Annotated in this window: 17 protein-coding genes; 12 read left to right on the forward strand and 5 right to left on the reverse strand. The window is 75.2% G+C overall.

The window, feature by feature from the left end; all coding sequences use genetic code 11:
• Positions 1 to 10 precede the first annotated feature (10 nt).
• The 3 genes from CP973_RS12740 (at position 11) to CP973_RS12750 (ending at position 3,067) form a co-directional block, all read left to right on the forward strand.
• Complete coding sequence (locus CP973_RS12740) at positions 11 to 1,054, forward strand: FecCD family ABC transporter permease (protein WP_208853173.1); 1,044 nt, start codon at positions 11 to 13, stop codon at positions 1,052 to 1,054.
• Positions 1,051 to 2,148, forward strand: coding sequence for a FecCD family ABC transporter permease (locus CP973_RS12745; protein WP_150240276.1), 1,098 nt, complete (start codon positions 1,051 to 1,053; stop codon positions 2,146 to 2,148). Before CP973_RS12740 ends, CP973_RS12745 begins: the two co-directional genes overlap by 4 nt.
• Positions 2,149 to 2,245: 97 nt before the next feature.
• On the forward strand, positions 2,246 to 3,067 hold the full coding sequence (locus CP973_RS12750) for an ABC transporter ATP-binding protein (protein WP_150240278.1): 822 nt from the start codon (positions 2,246 to 2,248) through the stop codon (positions 3,065 to 3,067).
• A gap of 42 nt (positions 3,068 to 3,109) precedes the next feature.
• Here the strand turns inward: CP973_RS12750 and CP973_RS12755 are convergent, their stop codons facing one another.
• Entirely contained in the window at positions 3,110 to 3,457 is a 348-nt protein-coding gene (locus CP973_RS12755) for a sterol-binding protein (protein WP_150240279.1), read from the reverse strand.
• A 75-nt stretch (positions 3,458 to 3,532) separates the two neighbouring features.
• Here CP973_RS12755 and CP973_RS12760 point away from each other — a divergent pair, with 75 nt between their 5' ends.
• Genes CP973_RS12760 through CP973_RS12770 form a run of 3 tightly spaced genes read left to right on the forward strand, consistent with a single transcriptional unit; the run spans position 3,533 to position 5,677 of the window.
• Positions 3,533 to 3,868 carry a hypothetical protein gene (locus CP973_RS12760; RefSeq protein WP_150240281.1) on the forward strand — a complete coding sequence of 112 codons (336 nt, stop codon included), beginning with the start codon at positions 3,533 to 3,535 and terminating at the stop codon, positions 3,866 to 3,868.
• A 7-nt stretch (positions 3,869 to 3,875) separates the two neighbouring features.
• A complete protein-coding gene (locus CP973_RS12765; protein ID WP_150240283.1) occupies positions 3,876 to 4,691 on the forward strand; it encodes a TlyA family RNA methyltransferase in 816 nt (271 codons plus the stop codon).
• A complete protein-coding gene (locus CP973_RS12770) occupies positions 4,688 to 5,677 on the forward strand; it encodes an NAD kinase (protein ID WP_150240285.1) in 990 nt (329 codons plus the stop codon). Before CP973_RS12765 ends, CP973_RS12770 begins: the two co-directional genes overlap by 4 nt.
• Before the next feature lie 37 nt (positions 5,678 to 5,714).
• Here the strand turns inward: CP973_RS12770 and CP973_RS12775 are convergent, their stop codons facing one another.
• Positions 5,715 to 6,530 (reverse strand): type II CAAX endopeptidase family protein, encoded by an 816-nt coding sequence (locus CP973_RS12775; RefSeq protein ID WP_150240287.1) that lies wholly within the window; start codon positions 6,528 to 6,530, stop codon positions 5,715 to 5,717.
• A gap of 254 nt (positions 6,531 to 6,784) precedes the next feature.
• Positions 6,785 to 8,242 carry an ABC transporter permease gene (locus CP973_RS12780; RefSeq protein WP_150240289.1) on the reverse strand — a complete coding sequence of 486 codons (1,458 nt, stop codon included), beginning with the start codon at positions 8,240 to 8,242 and terminating at the stop codon, positions 6,785 to 6,787.
• A gap of 177 nt (positions 8,243 to 8,419) precedes the next feature.
• Between CP973_RS12780 and recN the strand changes: the two genes are divergently transcribed.
• The 4 genes from recN (at position 8,420) to CP973_RS12800 (ending at position 13,155) form a co-directional block, all read left to right on the forward strand.
• Positions 8,420 to 10,144 (forward strand): DNA repair protein RecN, encoded by a 1,725-nt coding sequence (gene recN / locus CP973_RS12785; protein WP_150243499.1) that lies wholly within the window; start codon positions 8,420 to 8,422, stop codon positions 10,142 to 10,144.
• 59 nt (positions 10,145 to 10,203) lie between these two features.
• Positions 10,204 to 10,986 (forward strand): hypothetical protein, encoded by a 783-nt coding sequence (locus CP973_RS12790; protein ID WP_150240291.1) that lies wholly within the window; start codon positions 10,204 to 10,206, stop codon positions 10,984 to 10,986.
• A gap of 263 nt (positions 10,987 to 11,249) precedes the next feature.
• Positions 11,250 to 12,392: a glycosyltransferase family 4 protein gene (locus CP973_RS12795; protein ID WP_150240293.1), complete on the forward strand. Its 1,143-nt coding sequence runs from the start codon at positions 11,250 to 11,252 to the stop codon at positions 12,390 to 12,392.
• A 112-nt stretch (positions 12,393 to 12,504) separates the two neighbouring features.
• The gene (locus tag CP973_RS12800) at positions 12,505 to 13,155 is read left to right on the forward strand and encodes a LysE family translocator (protein WP_150240295.1); all 651 of its coding nucleotides are present in this window, start codon (positions 12,505 to 12,507) and stop codon (positions 13,153 to 13,155) included.
• Positions 13,156 to 13,176: 21 nt separating this feature from the next.
• Here the strand turns inward: CP973_RS12800 and CP973_RS12805 are convergent, their stop codons facing one another.
• Positions 13,177 to 14,802 carry a PucR family transcriptional regulator gene (locus CP973_RS12805; protein WP_150240297.1) on the reverse strand — a complete coding sequence of 542 codons (1,626 nt, stop codon included), beginning with the start codon at positions 14,800 to 14,802 and terminating at the stop codon, positions 13,177 to 13,179.
• Positions 14,803 to 14,878: 76 nt separating this feature from the next.
• On the reverse strand, positions 14,879 to 15,916 hold the full coding sequence (locus CP973_RS12810) for a LacI family DNA-binding transcriptional regulator (protein ID WP_150240300.1): 1,038 nt from the start codon (positions 15,914 to 15,916) through the stop codon (positions 14,879 to 14,881).
• A gap of 174 nt (positions 15,917 to 16,090) precedes the next feature.
• On the opposite strand from CP973_RS12810, the gene CP973_RS12815 reads away from it, so the two are divergent.
• Both CP973_RS12815 and CP973_RS12820 read left to right on the forward strand, forming a co-directional pair.
• Positions 16,091 to 17,056 carry a glycoside hydrolase family 16 protein gene (locus tag CP973_RS12815; protein WP_150240301.1) on the forward strand — a complete coding sequence of 322 codons (966 nt, stop codon included), beginning with the start codon at positions 16,091 to 16,093 and terminating at the stop codon, positions 17,054 to 17,056.
• Complete coding sequence (locus CP973_RS12820; RefSeq protein ID WP_150240303.1) at positions 17,053 to 18,225, forward strand: beta-1,3-glucanase family protein; 1,173 nt, start codon at positions 17,053 to 17,055, stop codon at positions 18,223 to 18,225. Before CP973_RS12815 ends, CP973_RS12820 begins: the two co-directional genes overlap by 4 nt.
• The last annotated feature ends 27 nt before the right edge of the window (positions 18,226 to 18,252 follow it).

Raw genomic sequence — 18,252 nt, forward strand, 5'->3', positions numbered from 1 at the left:
CCTAACTCCCGTGTTGGTTGACAGTCCCCCCGAAGCAGCAAACGCCCCCGTGGCACCGCAACGGCGGCAGCTCACTCGCTCGGCGGGGCTCGTCGCCGCCGTCGGCGCGCTCGCCGTCGTCACCGTCCTCGGCATCGCCGTCGGCGCGAAACAGGTACCCCTCGACCAGGTCTGGCACGCCCTCTTCCACTACACGGGCGACGACGCCGACGTGGTCGTACGGGACGTCCGCCTGCCGCGCACCCTCCTCGGCCTGCTGGCCGGCGCGGCCCTCGGCCTGGCCGGCACCGTGATGCAGGCGCTCACCCGCAACCCGCTCGCCGACCCCGGCGTCCTCGGGATCAACGCGGGCGCCTCCGCGGCCGTCGTCTCCGCCATCAGCTTCCTGGGCGTCACCTCACTGGCCGGATACGTCTGGTTCGCCTTCCTCGGCGCCGCGGTCGTCTCGGTCGCCGTGTACGTGCTCGGCGGCACCCGCAGCGCCACACCCGTACGGCTCGCGCTCGCCGGAACCGCCCTGACCGCCGCGCTCATCGGCTACATCAACGCCGTCAACATCATGGACACCGCGGCGCTGGACAAGATGCGCTTCTGGACGGTCGGCTCGCTGGCCTCCGCCACCATGACCACGGTGGGGGAGGTCGCGCCGTTCCTCGCGGCCGGCGCGGTCGTCGCGCTCGCCGTCGGACGGCCCCTGAACGCCATCGCGCTCGGCGACGACCAGGCCCGGGCGCTGGGCGCGCGGCTGACCCGCACCCGGGTGCTGGCCATGGTCGCCGTCACGCTGCTGTGCGGCGGCGCGACCGCCGCCTGCGGCCCGATCGTCTACGTCGGCCTGATGGTCCCGCACATCGTCCGCGCCGTCACCGGCCCCGACCTGCGCTGGATCCTGCCGTACTCCGCGGTGCTCTCGCCGGTCCTGCTGCTCGGCGCGGACGTCCTGGGGCGCGTCGTGGCACGGCCCGGGGAGATCCAGGTCGGCATCGTGACGGCCGTCATCGGCGGCCCGGTCTTCATCTATCTCGTACGGCGCCGGAGGATGGCCCAGCTGTGAGTTCCACCGTCAAGACCGACACCGGCACGGCACCCGGCGCGGCGGCCGCGCGGACCGGCGGGCCCGTACGGGCGGTGCGCACCGCCGGCGGCCTGTCCGTACGCCTGGACGTGCGCACCCTCGTCGTCGCCGTGCTGCTGGCCGTGGTGGCGCTGGCCGCGAGCGTGCTGCTGATCGGCACCGGCGACTTCCCGATGAGCCCCGGCGACGTCCTCGCCACCCTCACCGGCTCCGGCACCACCGCCCAGGAGTTCATCGTCAACGACCTGCGGCTGCCGCGGGTCCTGGTCGGGCTGCTGGTCGGCGCCGCCTTCGGGGTGTCCGGCGCGGTCTTCCAGGCGGTCTCCCGCAACCCGCTGGGCAGCCCCGACGTCCTGGGCTTCTCCCAGGGCTCGACGGTCGGCGCGCTGCTGGTCATCGTCTTCTTCCAGGGCGGCACCTTCGCCATCGCGGCCGGCTCGGTCGTCGGCGGTGTCGTCACCGGACTGGCGATCTTCCTGCTGGCCTGGAAGGGCGGCATCCACGGCTACCGCTTCGTGCTCGTCGGCATCGGCGCCGCCGCGATGCTCTACGCGATCGTCCTCTACCTGATGACCAAGGCGAACATCGTCGAGGCGTCCCAGGCCACCACGTGGATGGTCGGCACCCTCAGCGGCCGGGACTGGGGCCAGGTGTGGCCACTGGCCCTGGTGTGCGCCCTGCTGATCCCCCTGGCCCTGCTGTACGGACGGCCGCTGCGCATGCTGGAGATGGGCGACGACGCCGCGTACGCGCTGGGCGTGCGGGTCCACCGGGTGCGCGTGGTGCTGCTGGCGGCGGCCGTGGTGCTGGTCGCCGCGGCCACCGCGGCGGCCGGGCCGATCGCCTTCCTCGCGCTGACCGCGCCGCAGCTCGCACGCCGCCTGACCCGCTCGCCCGGCCCCAACCTGCTGCCCGCCGCCCTCATGGGCGCCGCCCTCCTGGTCGGCGCCGACTGGATCTCGCAGCAGGTCTTCGGCGCCGACCAGCTGCCGGTCGGCGTGCTGACCGGCGTACTCGGCGGCTGCTACCTGCTGTGGCTGCTGGCCTCCGAGCGCAAGGCGGGCCGGATATGAGCGCGCCGGACACGGACCGAACCGCCACCGGCCACCGCACGACCCCGAGCGCGCCGCACCGGGCCCCCACGGCGCAGACCCGACAAGGAGCAACGCAGTGAGCCGTCTCACGGCCGAGAACGTGACCCTCGCCTACGACCAGCGGGTCATCGCCGAGGACCTCTCGGTGGCCATACCGGACCAGTCCTTCACGGTGATCGTCGGACCGAACGCCTGCGGCAAGTCCACGCTGCTGCGCGCGCTGTCGCGGATGCTCAAGCCCGCCGCCGGCTCGGTGCTGCTGGACGGCGCGGCCATCTCCTCGCTCCCCGCCAAGAAGGTCGCCCGTACGCTCGGGCTGCTGCCGCAGTCCTCCATCGCGCCCGACGGGATCACCGTCGCCGACCTGGTGGCCCGCGGCCGCTACCCGCACCAGGGACTGCTGCGCCAGTGGTCGGGGGAGGACGAGCGGATCGTCCGGGAGTCGATGGACGCGACCGGCGTCGGCGAGCTGGCCGAGCGCTACGTGGACGAACTCTCCGGCGGCCAGCGGCAGCGCGTGTGGATCGCCATGGCGCTCGCCCAGCAGACGCCACTGCTGCTCCTGGACGAGCCGACCACGTACCTGGACATCCAGCACCAGATCGAGGTGCTGGACCTGTGCGCCGAACTGCACGAGGAGCAGGGCCGTACGCTCGTCGCCGTCCTGCACGACCTCAACCACGCCGCGCGCTACGCCACCCACCTGATCGCGATGCGCGGCGGCGAGATCGTCGCCGAGGGGACGCCGCAGGAGGTCGTCACCGCCGACCTCGTCGAGCGGGTCTTCGGCCTGAAGTGCCAGGTCATCGACGACCCGGAGACGGGCACCCCGCTGGTGGTCCCGGCGGCGCGCACGGCGCGTGCGAAGGCGGCGGCCGAGGTGGCCGCGGCGTCCTGAGGCCTGCGGCGGGCCCGGCCGCCGTGCGGGCCGGGCCCGCCGTCACAGCAGCGTCCGCAGGCGCAGCAGGTCGCGGAAGCCCGCCTCCAGCTTGACCCGGCCGCTGCCCCACGCCTTGGCGAAGTGCAGTTCGCCGTCGACCAGGGCCACCAGGTCGTCGCCGCGCATCGACAGGCGGATCTGGGCCCGGTCGGGCGGCGGGCCGGGGACGCTGGTGACGTCCTCCAGGGCGCCGTTCGCCAGCCGCCCGACGAAGGTCACGTCCAGGTCGGTGATCCAGCAGCTCAGCGACCGGTCGAGGGCGGCGGCACCGCGCACGGCGCCGTTGGCGGTGGAAAGGTTCTGTGCGAGCCGGCCGAGGGCGGCGCGGCACTCTTCGAGGGTTGCCATCGCGATCGACGATACGCCGCCGCGGGCGGGCGTCCGATGGCCCGGAGGGTGGCCGGTTCGAGGTAGCGTCAAGGCATGCAAGAGCCGAGAGAGCCGGTGGCGGACGGGGTGCCGGACGGTACGGACCTGGACGGTACGCACTCGGGTGGTCCGGACGCGGACGGGCCCGCCGGGCCGCGGCCGCTCGGTGTCGTGGTCACGCCCACCGGGAACCCCGACGTCGACGCCCAGCTGGAGCGCCTGGCCGACGCCGACCACCTCGCCGCGAGCGGGCACCTGGAGGTGTACGAGGATGTGCACCGGGGACTGCGCGACGCGCTGGCCGCTCTCGACCAGCGCCCCGGTCCCGCCGGCCCGTCCGGCGCGCCCCGGTCCCCGCAGCCGTCCGCAACGTACGACAACAGGAGCTGAACCACAGGTGGCAGGTGTGGCACGACGCCGACTCGACGCGGAGCTGGTGCGCCGCAAGCTGGCCCGGTCCCGCGAGCACGCGAGCCAGCTGATCGCCGCGGGGCGGGTGACCGTCGCCGGGGCGACGGCGACCAAGTCCGCCACCCAGGTGGAGACCAGCGCGGCCCTGGTCGTGCGCGCCGACGACAGCGACCCCGACTACGTCTCGCGCGGCGGCCACAAGCTGGCCGGGGCGCTCGCCGCGTTCACCCCGCTCGGCCTGAAGGTGACCGGGCGCCGCGCGCTGGACGCGGGCGCCTCCACCGGCGGCTTCACGGACGTACTGCTGCGTGCCGGGGCCGGGCACGTCGTCGCCGTGGACGTCGGGTACGGACAGCTCGCCTGGTCGCTGCAGAGCGACGACCGGGTCACCGTCAAGGACCGTACGAACGTCCGCGAACTGACGCTGGAGCAGATCGACGGCGTGCCCGTCGACCTCGTCGTCGGCGACCTGTCCTTCATCCCGCTCGGCCTGGTGCTGCCCGCGCTCGTGCGCTGCGCGGCGCCCGACGCCGACCTGGTGCTGATGGTCAAGCCGCAGTTCGAGGTCGGCAAGGAGCGCCTGGGCAGCGGCGGCGTGGTGCGCAGCGCCGAACTGCGGGCCGAGGCGGTGCGCGGCGTCGCGGAGCGGGCCGCCGAGCTGGGCCTGGGCGTGGCCGGTGTGACCGCGAGCCCGTTGCCCGGCCCCTCCGGCAATGTCGAGTACTTTCTGTGGCTGCGTGCCGGGGCGGCTGCACTGGACCCGGCGGATGTCGACCGAGCAGTGGCGGAGGGGCCCCGTTGACCAGTTCTGAAACATCCGGAGCGGCCGGGACGGCCGGGACGGCCGACGCGCGTACCGCGGCGTCGGCGCACGGTACCGGCCAGGCCGCGGCGACCGGACGGCGCACCGTCTTCCTGCTCGCGCACACCGGCCGCCCCGCGGCCGTGCGCAGCGCCGAACTCGTCGTCCAGGGGCTGCTGCGCAGCGGCATCGGCGTACGGGTGCTGGCCGAGGAGGCCGCGGACCTGCCGCTGCCGGCGTCCGTGGAACGCGTCGAGTCCGAACAGTGCGCGGCCGAGGGCTGCGAACTGATCGTCGTCCTCGGCGGCGACGGGACGCTGCTGCGCGGCGCGGACTTCGCCCGTACGTCCGGGGTGCCGATGCTCGGCGTCAACCTCGGCCGGGTCGGCTTCCTCGCCGAGGCCGAGCGCGACGACCTGGACAAGGTCGTCGACCGGGTCGTCACCCGCTCCTACGAGGTCGAGGAGCGGATGACCCTCGACGTGCTCGTCCGCAACAACGGCAGCATCGCGCACACCGACTGGGCGCTGAACGAGGCGTCGGTGGAGAAGGCGGCGCGCGAACGGATGCTGGAGGTCGTCACGGAGGTCGACGGGCGGCCCGTCTCGCGCTTCGGCGGCGACGGCGTGGTGTGCGCGACCCCGACCGGCTCCACCGCCTACGCCTTCTCGGCGGGCGGCCCGGTGGTCTGGCCCGAGGTCGAGGCGCTGCTGATGGTGCCGATCAGCGCCCACGCGCTGTTCGCCAAGCCGCTGGTCACCTCGCCGGACTCGGTGCTGGCGGTGGAGGTGCAGCCCAAGACGCCGCACGGCGTGCTGTGGTGCGACGGCCGCCGGAGCGTCGAACTGCCCGCGGGCGCCCGCGTCGAGGTCCGCCGCGGCGCGGTCCCCGTACGCCTCGCCCGCCTGCACCACGCCTCCTTCACGGACCGCCTGGTCGCCAAGTTCGCCCTGCCGGTGGCGGGGTGGCGGGGGGCGCCGCAGTAGGGGGCCCGTGGGCTTCGTACGGGGCGGGACCCGGGCTTCACAGCGGTTTCGTACGGGGTGAGGTCCTGGGCATGGGGCCCAGGACCACGGCCGCGGCCGTGAGCGTCGCCAGCAGGCCGTGGACCAGCGCGGGCGCGGGCTGTTCCGGATAGCCGGGTAACAGTGGCTGGGCGAGGTTGACCGTGGTGTGCACGACGACCGCGACGAGCACGCTGCCGCCGGTGCCGGCGACCAGCCGGACCATCGGGAACCGCACCGCGACCGACCCGAGCACCTGGTCGGCGATCCAGAGGGCCGAGCGACCCGCCTGGACGTACGCGACCAGGTGCCGGGCCGCCCATATCAGCCCGATCACCAGCCCGGCGCCGAGCGCCCCGAAGCGCTCCCGCACGGGCCGCAGCGGATATCCCGTCCAGCCCGCCTCCTCGGCCAGTGCGGCAAGGAAGTACGGGGCGAGCAGCAGCGGCACGGACGCGAGCGGCGAACGGGACCCGCCGGGCGGCCTCCCGGCCAGCGCCATCAGCCCGTACGTCATGAGCATCAGGACCGGGACCAGGAGGACGGCGGTGACCCACCAGGCCCGACGCCTGGTGCTGCCCCCGGAGACGGCCCGCTTCATCAGCCGCCGCACCCCCTCCCCGTCCTCCTCCCGGAAGACGAGGATCGCGGCCACCGTGACCGGCGGGACGAACTGGAACGCGCTCACCGGCATGCCCGTCGGCAGCGAGCCGGTCCCGTCGAAGACGGCGCCTACGAGCCAGAACGGGACGGAGAGGACGGCCAGCAGCGCGACGAACGCCAGCGGTGATCTGCCGGTCGCCGGGGTGCGGGTCATGGCTTTCGCGGGAGGCATGGCTTCTCCGGCGGGCCGGCGGACAGCCGGTCTGCGGGTGGCGAGGCGGGCGCCGCGCGGGCGGCGGTGAGGGTGGTCACGGTCGTCGGAACGGTGGGGCGGTAACGGCGGTGAGGGCGGCCAGGGTGGCCCCGGTGGTCGGGGCGGGCGGGGCGGCGAGTGGCCGCCGCCGGTTCGGGCCGGTGTGGGCGCTTGGTCATGATGTCGTCCCCCGATGGTGCTGCGTGGCGTTCGTCGGTGAGGCGCCCGGCTGTTCACGCCGCCGCGAGCGTCTCCGTCGCGCGGCGGCGCAGGGTCGCGTGGACCGGGAGGCCGGTGGCGAGCAGGGCCAGCAGGAGCACGCCGCCGGATATGCCGAGGGCCGCCGTCCAGGGGAGGTACGGCAGCGCGCTTCCGTACGCGGACCGCAGGAGCGGGGCGAGGGTGCAGAGCGCGATGGCGGTGCCCAGGAGCAGCGCCGTGGCCGCGACGACGGCCGACTCCCAGGCGGCCATCGCCCGCAGCCGGAGCGGATGGGTCCCGATCAGCCGCAGCAGCGCCAGGTCACGGCGGCGCTCGGCGGTGATCATGGCGAGGGTGTTGGCGGCGGCGATGGCGGCGAAGCCCGCGTACAGGGCGGTGCCCGCGTAGTCCATCCAGACCGACTGCGGCGGCCCCGCGGAGCCGGTGTGGTGCAGGGCGGTGGTGTGCGTCGCGATCTTCGTCGTGCCGAACGCGACGACCAGCACCAGCGGGACCACGGCGGCGGAGAAGCGGCGCGACTGGGTCGTCACGTTCAGCATGGCCAGTTCGGCGGCGCTGCCGAGGCGGCCCGCCGACCGGGCGACCAGCCAGGCCACCGGCCCGACGATGCGGGGCCCGAGCAGGCCCACGCCGAAGCAGAACAGCAGCAGCACGAGGAACGCGCCCTGGCCCGCCTTCTCCGGCCGCCCGGCCAGGACCGAGGAGACGACCACGCCGCCCGCCACCGCCGCCAGGCCCAGCGGCAGCCGCAGCAGCCCCAGCTCGCGCCGGCCCGCCGCGGCCTCCTCCAGGGCGCGCGCGGGACGCAGCCCGGCGAAACGGCTCGCGGCGAGCACGCCCGCGAGGGCCGAGGTGAGCGTCGCCACCGCCACGCACACGGGCAGCGCCACCCAGCTGAACGTGAAGCCGACGCCGGGCGGGATCAGGCCGTGGTCCGCCATCCCCGTGAACCACCAGCGCCCCACCGCCCCGCCGAGCGCGAACCCGGCCACCGCCGACGGCACCGCCGCCGCCACGGCCTGCGCCGCGACCGCGCGCCGGATCTGCCACGGCCGGGCGCCGATCGCGCGCAGCATCGCGAATTCGCGATGCTGCTGGGTCACGGCCGTGCCCATGGTCGAGGCGATCACGAACACGGACAGATAGATCGAGACGATCAGAAAACCGGCGGCCATGACGCCCACTTCGGAGGAGGCCATGGCGCGCCGGGCGGCGGCCGGGACGCCCGCCGCGCCGGTGGTGGCCAGCAGCATCGTCGAGGCGCTGACCACGGTGGCCGCGAACAGGGCCGCCAGGGCCGTGCCGGTGAAGGACGCCCGGTGCCCGCGCAGGGCCGCCCGCGCCAGCCCGCTGGTCGCCCGGCCCGTGGGCGCCGGAGCCCCCGCCCCGGCGTCGGCCCCCGCAGCACCGCGGGTCCCTGCGCGGGTCCCCGCCTCCGCACGGACCCCCGCCCCACCTTCCCCGGACATCTGCACACCCTTCCGATCGTGTTCTCTTTCCAGCGTGACGGGCGGGGCGGGGGCTCCGCCATGAGGCACCCACCCGTTCCCGGGGTGGGGTTTTCCGCAGTACGGAGGGCCGGGGCGAGGGGCGGCCGTCGCGGGGCGGGCCCGGGACCTCGTAAGGTCGTATCCGTGTTGGAGGAGATGCGGATCAGGTCCCTGGGCGTCATTGACGATGCCGTCGTCGAGCTGTCGCCGGGTTTCACGGCGGTGACCGGCGAGACGGGCGCGGGCAAGACCATGGTCGTCACCAGCCTCGGGCTGCTGCTCGGCGGGCGCGCCGACCCCGCCCTGGTGCGGATCGGCGCCAAGTCGGCGGTCGTGGAGGGCCGCATAGCGGTCGGCCCCGCCGCCCCCGCCGCGGTGCGCGCCGAGGAGGCGGGCGCCGAGCTGGACGACGGGACGCTGCTGATCAGCCGCACGGTCTCGGCCGAGGGCCGCTCGCGCGCCCATGTCGGCGGGCGTTCCGTACCGGTCGGACTGCTGGGGGAGTTGGCGGACGACCTGGTCGCGGTGCACGGCCAGACCGACCAGCAGGGGCTGCTGCGCCCGGCCCGCCAGCGGCAGGCCCTGGACCGTTACGCGGGCGACGCGGTGTCCGTGCCGCTCGCCGAGTACACCACCGCCTACCGCCGCCTGCGCGCCGTCGCCGCCGAGCTGGACGAGCTGACCACCCGGGCCCGCGAGCGCGCGCAGGAGGCCGACCTGCTGCGCTTCGGCCTGGAGGAGATCGCCGCGGCCGACCCGCAGCCCGACGAGGACACCGAGCTGGCCGCCGAGGCCGAACGGCTCGGCCACGCCGAGGCCCTGGCCTCCGCCGCCGCTGCCGCGCACGCCGCGCTGGCCGGCAACCCCGAGGACCTGGAGGCCGTGGACGCCACCACCCTGGTCGCGGGCGCGCACCGGGCGCTGGACGCCGTACGCAGCCACGACCCGGCGCTGTCCGCGCTCACCGAGCGGCTGGGCGAGATCGGCATCCTGATGGCGGACGTGGCGGGCGAACTGGCCAGCTATGCGGACGGGCTGGACGCGGACCCCCTGCGGCTGGCGGCCGTGGAGGAGCGCCGCGCCACCCTCACGCACCTGACGCGCAAGTACGGCGAGGACGTCGCCGCCGTGCTGGCCTGGGCCGAGGAGGGCGCGGCCCGCCTCGCCGAACTGGACGGCGACGACGACCGGATCGGCGAACTGACCGCCGAGCGGGACGAGCTGCGCGCGGAACTGGGCCGTCTGGCGCAGGCGTTGACCGATGCCCGCGAGGCGTCGGCGAAGCGATTCGCCGACGCGGTGACGGCCGAGCTGGCCGAGCTGGCCATGCCGCACGCCCGGGTGAGTGTGCGCATCACCCAGACGGAGACCGGCGAGGACGACGGCATCGAGGTCGGTGGCCGCACGGTCGCCTTCGGTCCCACCGGCGCCGACGAGGTGGAACTCCTGCTCGCGCCGCACCCCGGCACCCCGCCCCGCCCGATCGCCAAGGGCGCCTCGGGCGGTGAACTCTCCCGTGTGATGCTCGCGGTGGAGGTCGTCTTCGCCGGTTCCGACCCCGTGCCGACGTATCTGTTCGACGAGGTGGACGCGGGCGTCGGCGGCAAGGCCGCCGTGGAGGTCGGCCGCCGCCTGGCCCGCCTGGCCCGGTCGGCGCAGGTCGTGGTGGTCACCCACCTCCCGCAGGTCGCCGCGTTCGCCGACCGTCAGCTGCTCGTGGAGAAGACCCACGACGGCTCGGTGACCCGCAGCGGCGTCACGGTCCTGGAGGGCGAGGAGCGGGTCCGCGAACTGTCCCGCATGCTCGCGGGCCAGGAGGACTCCGAGACGGCCCGGGCACACGCGGAGGAACTCCTCGAAACCGCCCGCGCGGGGCGCTGATCCGGCAGGTGAGAGCGTCCCCCTGACAGGCCCGGCCGCCCACCCCTAGCCTGACGATCATGATCGCAACGCTGTCCGAGGCCCTTCCCCTCGGAACCGCCGCGGCCGTCACCCGCGCCGCGTACGGTCTGCTCCGGCGCCGGGCGCCCGGCGGGCGCGGACGCTGGGAGCGGACGAACTACGCGGGCCGTACGGTCGGCCTGTACGGCGGGCCGGCCGTCGTGCTGGGCACCGCCGCCGCTGCCGTGACCGCGCCGGGGCTGTCCGCCCGTACGCGCGGCGCGGCGGCGCTGGCCGTCCTGGCGGCGGGCGGCTGCGGCGCGTACGACGACCTCGCCGGGGCGGGCGATCCGCGGCGCGGCTTCCGGGCGCACCTGTCGGCCCTGCGCGACGGGGAGTTGACCAGCGGCGCGGTGAAGCTCTTCGGCATCGGCGCGGCCGGGCTGGCCGCCGGTGCACTGCTCAAGCACCGGCCGCTGGACAAGGCGCTGGCCGGAGTGGTGATCGCGGGCGCCGCGCACGTCGTGAACCTGGTGGACGTACGGCCGGGCCGGGCGCCCGCCGCCGTGCTCGCCGCCGCGGCTCCGGGGCTGCTGCGGAGCGGACCGGCCGGGGCCCTGTCCGCCGCCCCGGCAGGGGCCGCGGCGGCGGTCCTCGCGGACGACCTGCGGGAGCGCAGCATGATCGGCGACGCGGGCGCCCACGCCCTGGGGGCGGGCCTCGGCCTCGCCGTCGCCGCCGGATACGGCCGTACGGGACTGGCCGCGCACGCCGCCGCCCTGGTCGTGGCCGCCGCGGCCGGCGACCGGATCAGCCGGGCGGCCGGCGCCGTCGGCGCGTAACGGCCGGCCCCCGCACCAGGTCACTGCCGCTGGGCCAGAGGAGTGGCCGGTTTGTCGCCCATATGGGTGGTCACGTGAGTGTATGGGCGATGTGCGCCTTTGGGACGGCCCGTCGGCGGTGCCGAATGCACCGTCGGGGCTGGCATCCTGGGCCCAGCGCGTACGGCGGGCACGGCCGCGCGCCGCCCCACGGGCCTCGCTCCGGACGGCGGCGGGCCCCGCGGCGCCGCCCGATCTGCCACCGACCATGGAGCCCCGCCCACGTGACCAGCATCCCGGCCCCGCCGCACGGACGGTCGCCGCTGCGCACGGTCCAGGTGCTGGGCCGCGGCGGCGCGGGCAGCGCCGCCCACGTCCGTTCGCTGGCCGCCGGGCTGGTGGCCCGTGGGGTCAGGGTGACGGTGTGCGCCCCGCCCGACACGGAAGGCGCGTACGACTACACGGACGCGGGCGCCCGCTTCGTACCCGTACCGCCGCGTGCCGACCCGGCGAGCGTCACCTCGCTGCGCGCCGCCTGCGGGGACGCCGACCTGGTGCACGCGCACGGCCTCCGGGCGGGCCTGCACGCCTCGTTGGCCCTCCAGGGCGCCCGCGGCCGCCAGGTGCCCCTTGTGGTCACCTGGCACACCAAAGCGCCTGCGGAGGGGCCGGGCGCCCGCCTCGTGCGCCTGCTGGAGCGGCGTGTGGCACGGGCCGCCGCGGTCGTCCTGGGCGCCTGCTCCGACCTGGTGGACCGGGCGCGCGAGCGCGGCGCCCGGGACGCGCGCCTGGCCCCCGTCGCCGTTCCGGCGCCCCGGCCGGGCGGCCGCCCGCTCACCGCCGAGGACCGTCCGGCCCACAAACTGCGCGCCGAACTGGGCGCCGTCGACCGCCCCTTGCTCCTCGTCGTCGGCCGGCTGGAGACCCACCAGGGCCACGACCTGCTGCTGGACGCGGCGCACGCCTGGTGCGCCCTGGACCCGCAGCCGACGGTCGTGGTCGCGGGGGAGGGCGGGCTGCGGGCGACGCTCCAGCGGCGCATCGACACCGAGGCACTGCCGGTGCGTCTGCTCGGCCGCCGCGACGACGTGCCCGAACTCCTCGCCGCCGCCGACCTCCTGGTGCTGCCCAGCCGCTGGGAGGCCCGCTCGCTGATCGCCCAGGAGGCGCTGCGGGCCGGGGTGCCGCTGGTCGCCACCGACGTCGGCGGCACCCGTGAACTGGTCGGCCGCGCCGCCGAACTGGTCCCGTACGGCGACGCCGCCGCCCTGGCCCGTACGGTCCTCGGCCTGCTCGCCGACCCCGCCCGCCGGGACGCGCTCGCCGCGGCCGGCCGCGCGCAGGCCGCCGGCTGGCCGACCGAGGACGCCACGGTCGCGCAGGTGCTGAGCGTCTACGACGAGCTGATGCAGCGGCGGGAGGGCTGAGCGCCCGCGAAAAAACGGGGCGCCCCCGCAGGGCGGCGGTGGGTAGAGTCGCCCGGCACCGCGGATGATCATCGGCCGCGGTCCGGTACATCCCGTACGACAGGAGGCCCCAGTGACCGCCGCTCTTCTCGGCTTCGCGCTCTTCGCCCTGCTGGTGTCGATGGCCCCCGGGCCGGACACCCTGCTGGTGCTGCGCAACTGCCTGCGCGGCGGCAGACGGGCCGGGGCGGCCTCCGCGCTCGGTTCCGCGGCGGGCTCGCTGGTCTGGGCGGCCACCGCGGCGGCCGGGCTGGCGGCGGCGCTGCAACGCTGGGACGCGGCCTTCATGGCCGTACGGCTGGTGGGCGCGGCCTACCTGGTGGTGCTGGGCGCGCAGGCCCTGTGGACGTACCGGAAGGCGGCCACGGGCGCGACGGAGGCGGTGAGGGAGCACACCGGAGACGACGCGGCGGCGCTCGGCCCGCTGCGCGCGTTCCGGCTGGGGCTCTTCGGCTGCCTGCTCAACCCCAAGGTCGGGATCTTCTTCGTCGCCGCCGTCCCCCAGTTCCTGCCGGAGGGGCACTCGGCGTTCGCGGTGACGCTCCTCTTCGGAGCGGTCGACGCCGTGATCGCGGGTACCTGGCTGCTGCTGGTCGCCGTGTGCGCCGGACGGCTGCTGGAGTGGCTGCGGCGGCCCAAGGTGCACCGCAACCTGGAGCGCGGCACCGGCGGCGTCCTGCTGGCGCTGGGCATCGGCACGGCGGCCGAGACGCTGCGCGCCTGAGCGCTCACTTCCCGGGGGCCCTCACCCCCGATCCGTGTGCCGCCGAGCCCGCAGCGCCAGCCGCAGCCCGAGCACAGTCTGCGGATCGTCCAGGTCCGTGCCCAGCAGCTGCGCGATCCGGGCCAGCCGGTCGTACAGCGTCTGCCGGTTGACGTTGAGGTCGCGTGCCGTCTCGGCCTTGCGTCCGGCGCTGGCCAGGTACGCCTCCAGCGTCGGCAGCAGCGGCTGGCGGGCGGAGCGGTCGTGGAGGAGCAGCGGACCGATGGCACGGTCCACGAAGTCCGTCAGCACGTCCTGTTCGCCGTGTTCGCGCATCCGCCAGAGCAGCAGCTCGATGTCGAGGCGGCGCGCGTCGTGCCAGGGCTGTTCCGGCAGGCCCTGCGCGGCGGCCGCCGCCTCCGTCGCGTGCGCGAGCCCGGGGCCCGCCGCCGCCCAGTCGCCCGCCGCGCCGACCACGACGACCGGGCGCCGCGCCGCCGGGCGGTCGGCCCCGGCCCGTACGACACCCGCGCGCAGCGCCTCGGCGACCCGGTCGGCGACGGCCGTACGGTCCTGGCCCGCGCGCGGCGCCACGAGCAGCGGCACCCGGCCCTCCACCGGCCGTACCCCCAGCAGGACGGGCACGCCCAGGGCGGACAGTGCCTCGCGCAGGGCGCGGGCCAGCACCGCCCAGCTGCCCGGCGCGGGCAGCTGCGACGGCAGCCGCATGACCACGGGCACGATCGGTTCGGCACCCGGCCGGAAGCCCAGCAGACGGGCCTGCGCCGGGGCCTCGCCCGCGGTGATCCGGCCCTCCGCCAGGTCGGCCAGGAAGTCGCCGCGCCCGCGCGCCGCCAGCACCTCCTCCTGCCGGGACTGGAGCATCACGACGGCGAGCAGGTCGGCCAGGCGCTCGGCGGCGATCCGGTGCACCGGCGCCACGGGCCCGTTGACGGGCAGCAGGACCAGCCGGGCCCGTACGGCGTCCGGACCGGGCCCGCCGCCGGGCACGTCCACCCGCAGGCCGGTCTCCCGCAGCCCCTCCCACGCCTGGAGGGGGTCGGCGTCCGCGGCACCGCCGTCGTCCGGGCCCGCCGCGTAGAGGGGGCTGCCGTCGGGGGCCTCCAGGCACAGCGGGTTGCCCGTGAAGGCGGCCAGCCGCCGCAGCACCTCGGGGGCGCCACCGCCGCGCAGCAGGACGTCCGTACAGCTGCGCAGCAGCTCGTCGGCCTGGCGCAGCAGCAGGTAGTGGCTGTTGACCAGCTCGGTGTGGATCTCCTCGGTGACGACGACGTACGGGACCTCGCGGTGCAGCTGCACCAGCGGCAGGCCGCAGGCCCGCGCGCTGTCGACGACGGCGGACGGCAGCGCGTCGAAGCGGGAGCCCAGCTCCACCACGAGGGCGGCGATGTCGCGGTCGGCCAGCTCGCGGACGAAGGCGCGCTGCTCGGAGGGGCGGGCGCCCAGGCCGAGGCCGGTGGTCAGCAGCAGCTCGCCGCCCTTGAGCAGCGAGGCGATGTGCGGCACCTCGCCCGCGTGCACCCAGCGCACGGCGCGGTCCAGACGGTCCTCGCCGGCCACCACCTCGGGCAGCCCGCGCCGCAGCGCGGGCAGCTCCAGTGCCCTGCGTACCGTGATCACCGCTTCGATCTTCGCTTCCGGCCCCATGGCGTCGAACGGTACCCGCAGTCCGCTATTCGGACGTACCGGGCCGCGGGCCGGGCCATGGGAGCCGGACCCCGGCTCACCCCGACTCCCGCACCACCAGCGTCGCCGGTGTGACCACCGGGGCCGGCTCGTCCCGCGCCGCGCCCGGCCCGGCCGCCAGGCGGCGCAGCAGCAGCCGCGCCATCAGGCGGCCCATCTCCTCCACGTCCTGGCGCACGGTGGTCAGCGGCGGGTCCGTCCACGCCGCCGGGTCCAGGTCGTCGTAGCCCACCACGCCCACGTCCTCCGGCACCCGCCGCCCGTGCGCCCGCAGCGTCCGCAGGGCGCCGGAGGCCATCAGGTCGGAGCAGACGAAGACGCCGTCCAGGTCCGGGGCGGCGGCGAGCAGTTCGGCCATGGCGCGTTCGCCGCCCTGTGCGGTGAAGCCGCCGTCCGCGATCAGCCGGGGGTCGGCCGCCGCGGGGTCCAGGGCGTCGCGGTAGCCGTCCAGGCGGTCCTGGGCGGAGGTCTGGTCGAGCGGGCCGGTGATCACGGCGATCCGGCGGCGGCCGCGGTCGCGCAGATGGCGTACGGCCTGCCGGGCGCCGTCCCGGTTGTCGGTGTCCACGTACAGCGCGTGCTCGGCGCCGGCCCAGCCGGGGCGGCCGCCGTAGACCGTGGGCAGGCCGGACGCCTCGGCCATCGCGGGCAGCGGGTCGTCGCGGTGCAGCGAGAACATCAGCACACCGTCGGCGTGCCCGGCGGACAGATAGCGGCCGGTGCGCTGGTGGTCGGCGCGCGTCTCCTGGAGGAGGAGCAGCAACTGGGTGTCGGCGGCGGACAGTTCCCGGCTGATGCCGCGCAGTTGGCGGCCGAAGAACGGGTCGGCGAAGATCCGGGTCTCCGGTTCGGCGATCACCACGGCGACCGCGCCGGTGCGCCGGGTCACCAGCGAGCGGGCCGCGCTGTTCGGTACGTACCCCAGGTCGGCGACCGCGCGCCGGACCCGTTCGCGCACCTCACCGCGTACTCCGGCACCGCCGTTGACCACCCGTGAGACCGTGGCGCGCGAGACGCCGGCCCGGGCGGCGACGGCTTCCAGCGTCGGCCGCCGCTCATTTGATGCGTGCACCATTCAACCCCCGAAGTCGAAATCGGGCCAACTCCTGTGGCGATGCCAAGCCTTGACGGCTCGCCGGGAAGTCGGCACTGTGTGCCCCTACACGGCATGAGAGCGCTCTCAATCCTTTCAGGCCGCGTGCGTGAACGGAACTCCTCATCACCCCCACCCCGTCGAGGAGCACATGTCATGACCACGAAAATACCGACAGGGAGGCGGCTGCGGGCGAGAACCGCGGCAGTCCTCGGTTCGCTCGGCGCCGCCCTCGCCCTCGTCGTCGCCTGGCCGGCCGCCCAGCCCACCGCCACGGCCGGCGAACCGGCAGCCAAGTTCGCCGAGGTCTGGCGCACCGATTTCAACGGCCCGGCCGGCTCCCGCCCGCCGTCCGGTGACTGGATCACCGACACCGGGAAGGGCTACCCGGGCGGCCCCGCCAACTGGGGCACCGGCGAACGCCAGACCTACACCGACCGCCCCGAGAACCTCCAGCTCGACGGCGCCGGACACCTGAAGATCACCGCCCTGAAGAAGAACGGCACCTGGACCTCGGGCCGCATCGAGACCCGCCGCACCGACTTCGCCGCCCCGGCCCGCGGCAAGCTGCGCATCGAAGCGCGCATCAAGATGCCGGACGTCTCCGGTGACGCCGCGCTCGGCTACTGGCCGGCGTTCTGGACCCTCGGCGCACAGTTCCGCGGCAACTACTGGAACTGGCCGGGCATCGGCGAGTACGACATCATGGAGAACGTCAACGGGCACAACCGCGTCTGGGGCGTGCTGCACTGCGGCGTCAACCCGGGCGGTCCCTGCAACGAGTCGCAGGGCCGCGGCAATTCACGCGTCTGCCCGGGCGCCTCCTGCCAGGCCGGCTTCCACACCTACGCCCTGGAGCTGGACCGCACCGGCCCCACCGAATATCTGCACTGGTCCGTGGACGGGCAGCGCTTCCACACCGTCAGCTCCGCCGACATGGACGCCGCCACCTGGGCCAACACCACCCACCACGGCCACTTCATCCTGCTCAACCTCGCGATGGGCGGCGCCTTCCCGGACGGCGTCGCGGGCCGTGCCACCCCCACCGACGCGACACGCCCCGGCGGCTCCCTGCTCGTCGACCACGTGTCCGTCTCCGTACAGCAAGGAGCCACCGCATGATCTCCCGTCGTACCCTGCTCGGCGGTCTCGCCGCGAGCGCCGCCGCCGGAGCGGGCGCGAGCGTCCTCCTGAACAGCACCGCCGGGGCCGCACCGGTCATCGGCACGGCGGCGGCCGGACTGCCGCTGCACGTCGTCAACCGGACCGGCCGCTACGCCAACAACGCCATCTGGATCTACATCGTCGGCAACACCGGGGGCCAGCAGGTACGGGTCACCGCCAACGGCGAGATCAAGCCCATCGCGCTCTCCGACAACCGCCCGGACGGCTTCACCGACTACGGCATACCGCTCGCCGCGAACGGCGACACCACCCTGCGCATCCCGCGGATGTCCGGCCGCATCTACGCGTCGCTCGGCAGCAAGCTCAAGTTCAAGGCCGTCAAGGACGGCAACGGCAGGCCCGCGCTGGCCTACCCGGCCGGCTGGGTGTCCGGCGACCCCAACTACCAGATCGTGCACGACTGCGCGGAGTTCACGTACGACCAGGCCGGCATGCACTGCAACACCACGGCCGTCGACATGTTCAGCGTCCCGATGTCCATCCGCCTCGTCGGCACCCGGGACCAGACGGCCGGGGCGCTCAAGGCCGGTGCCCGTTCCCGCATCTTCTCGGAGATCGGCCGTACGCCGGGCTTCGGCAGGCTCGTCGTCGGCGACAAGCGCGTCATCGCCCCCAGCCACGGCCTGGACGCCGGGCTGTTCGACGGGAACTACTTCGCGCCGTACATCGACCGCTCCTGGAACGCGTACACGGCCAAGGACCTGAAGGTCACCACCAACAGGGGCACCTTCACCGGCCGGGTCAGCGGCGGCCAGTTCCATTTCCGCGGCCCCGCCCAGTTCTCCATCGCCAAGCCCTCCACCCGCGACGTGCTCTTCTGCCACGGCGCCCTGCAAGCCCCCAACGACGGTCTGCGCGGCCCGGTCGCCGCGGTGCTGGGCGCCGCCCTCAACCGCGCCACCCTCGCCGACCACGCGGCCCAGCCCACCACCGACCCGGGCACCTTCTACAAGGGCCAGCTCGCCAACCACTACGCGCGCGTACTGCACGAGCAGTCCGCCGACGGCAAGGCCTACGGCTTCGCCTTCGACGACGTGGGCAACTTCGCCTCGTACATCGAGGACGGCGCGCCGCGCGAGATGACGCTGACGCTGACGGCGTTCTGACCGGCGCGGACGCGGAAACGGGACGAG

This window comes from Streptomyces albofaciens JCM 4342 (genome assembly GCF_008634025.1).
Classification (GTDB): Bacteria; Actinomycetota; Actinomycetes; order Streptomycetales; family Streptomycetaceae; genus Streptomyces; species Streptomyces albofaciens.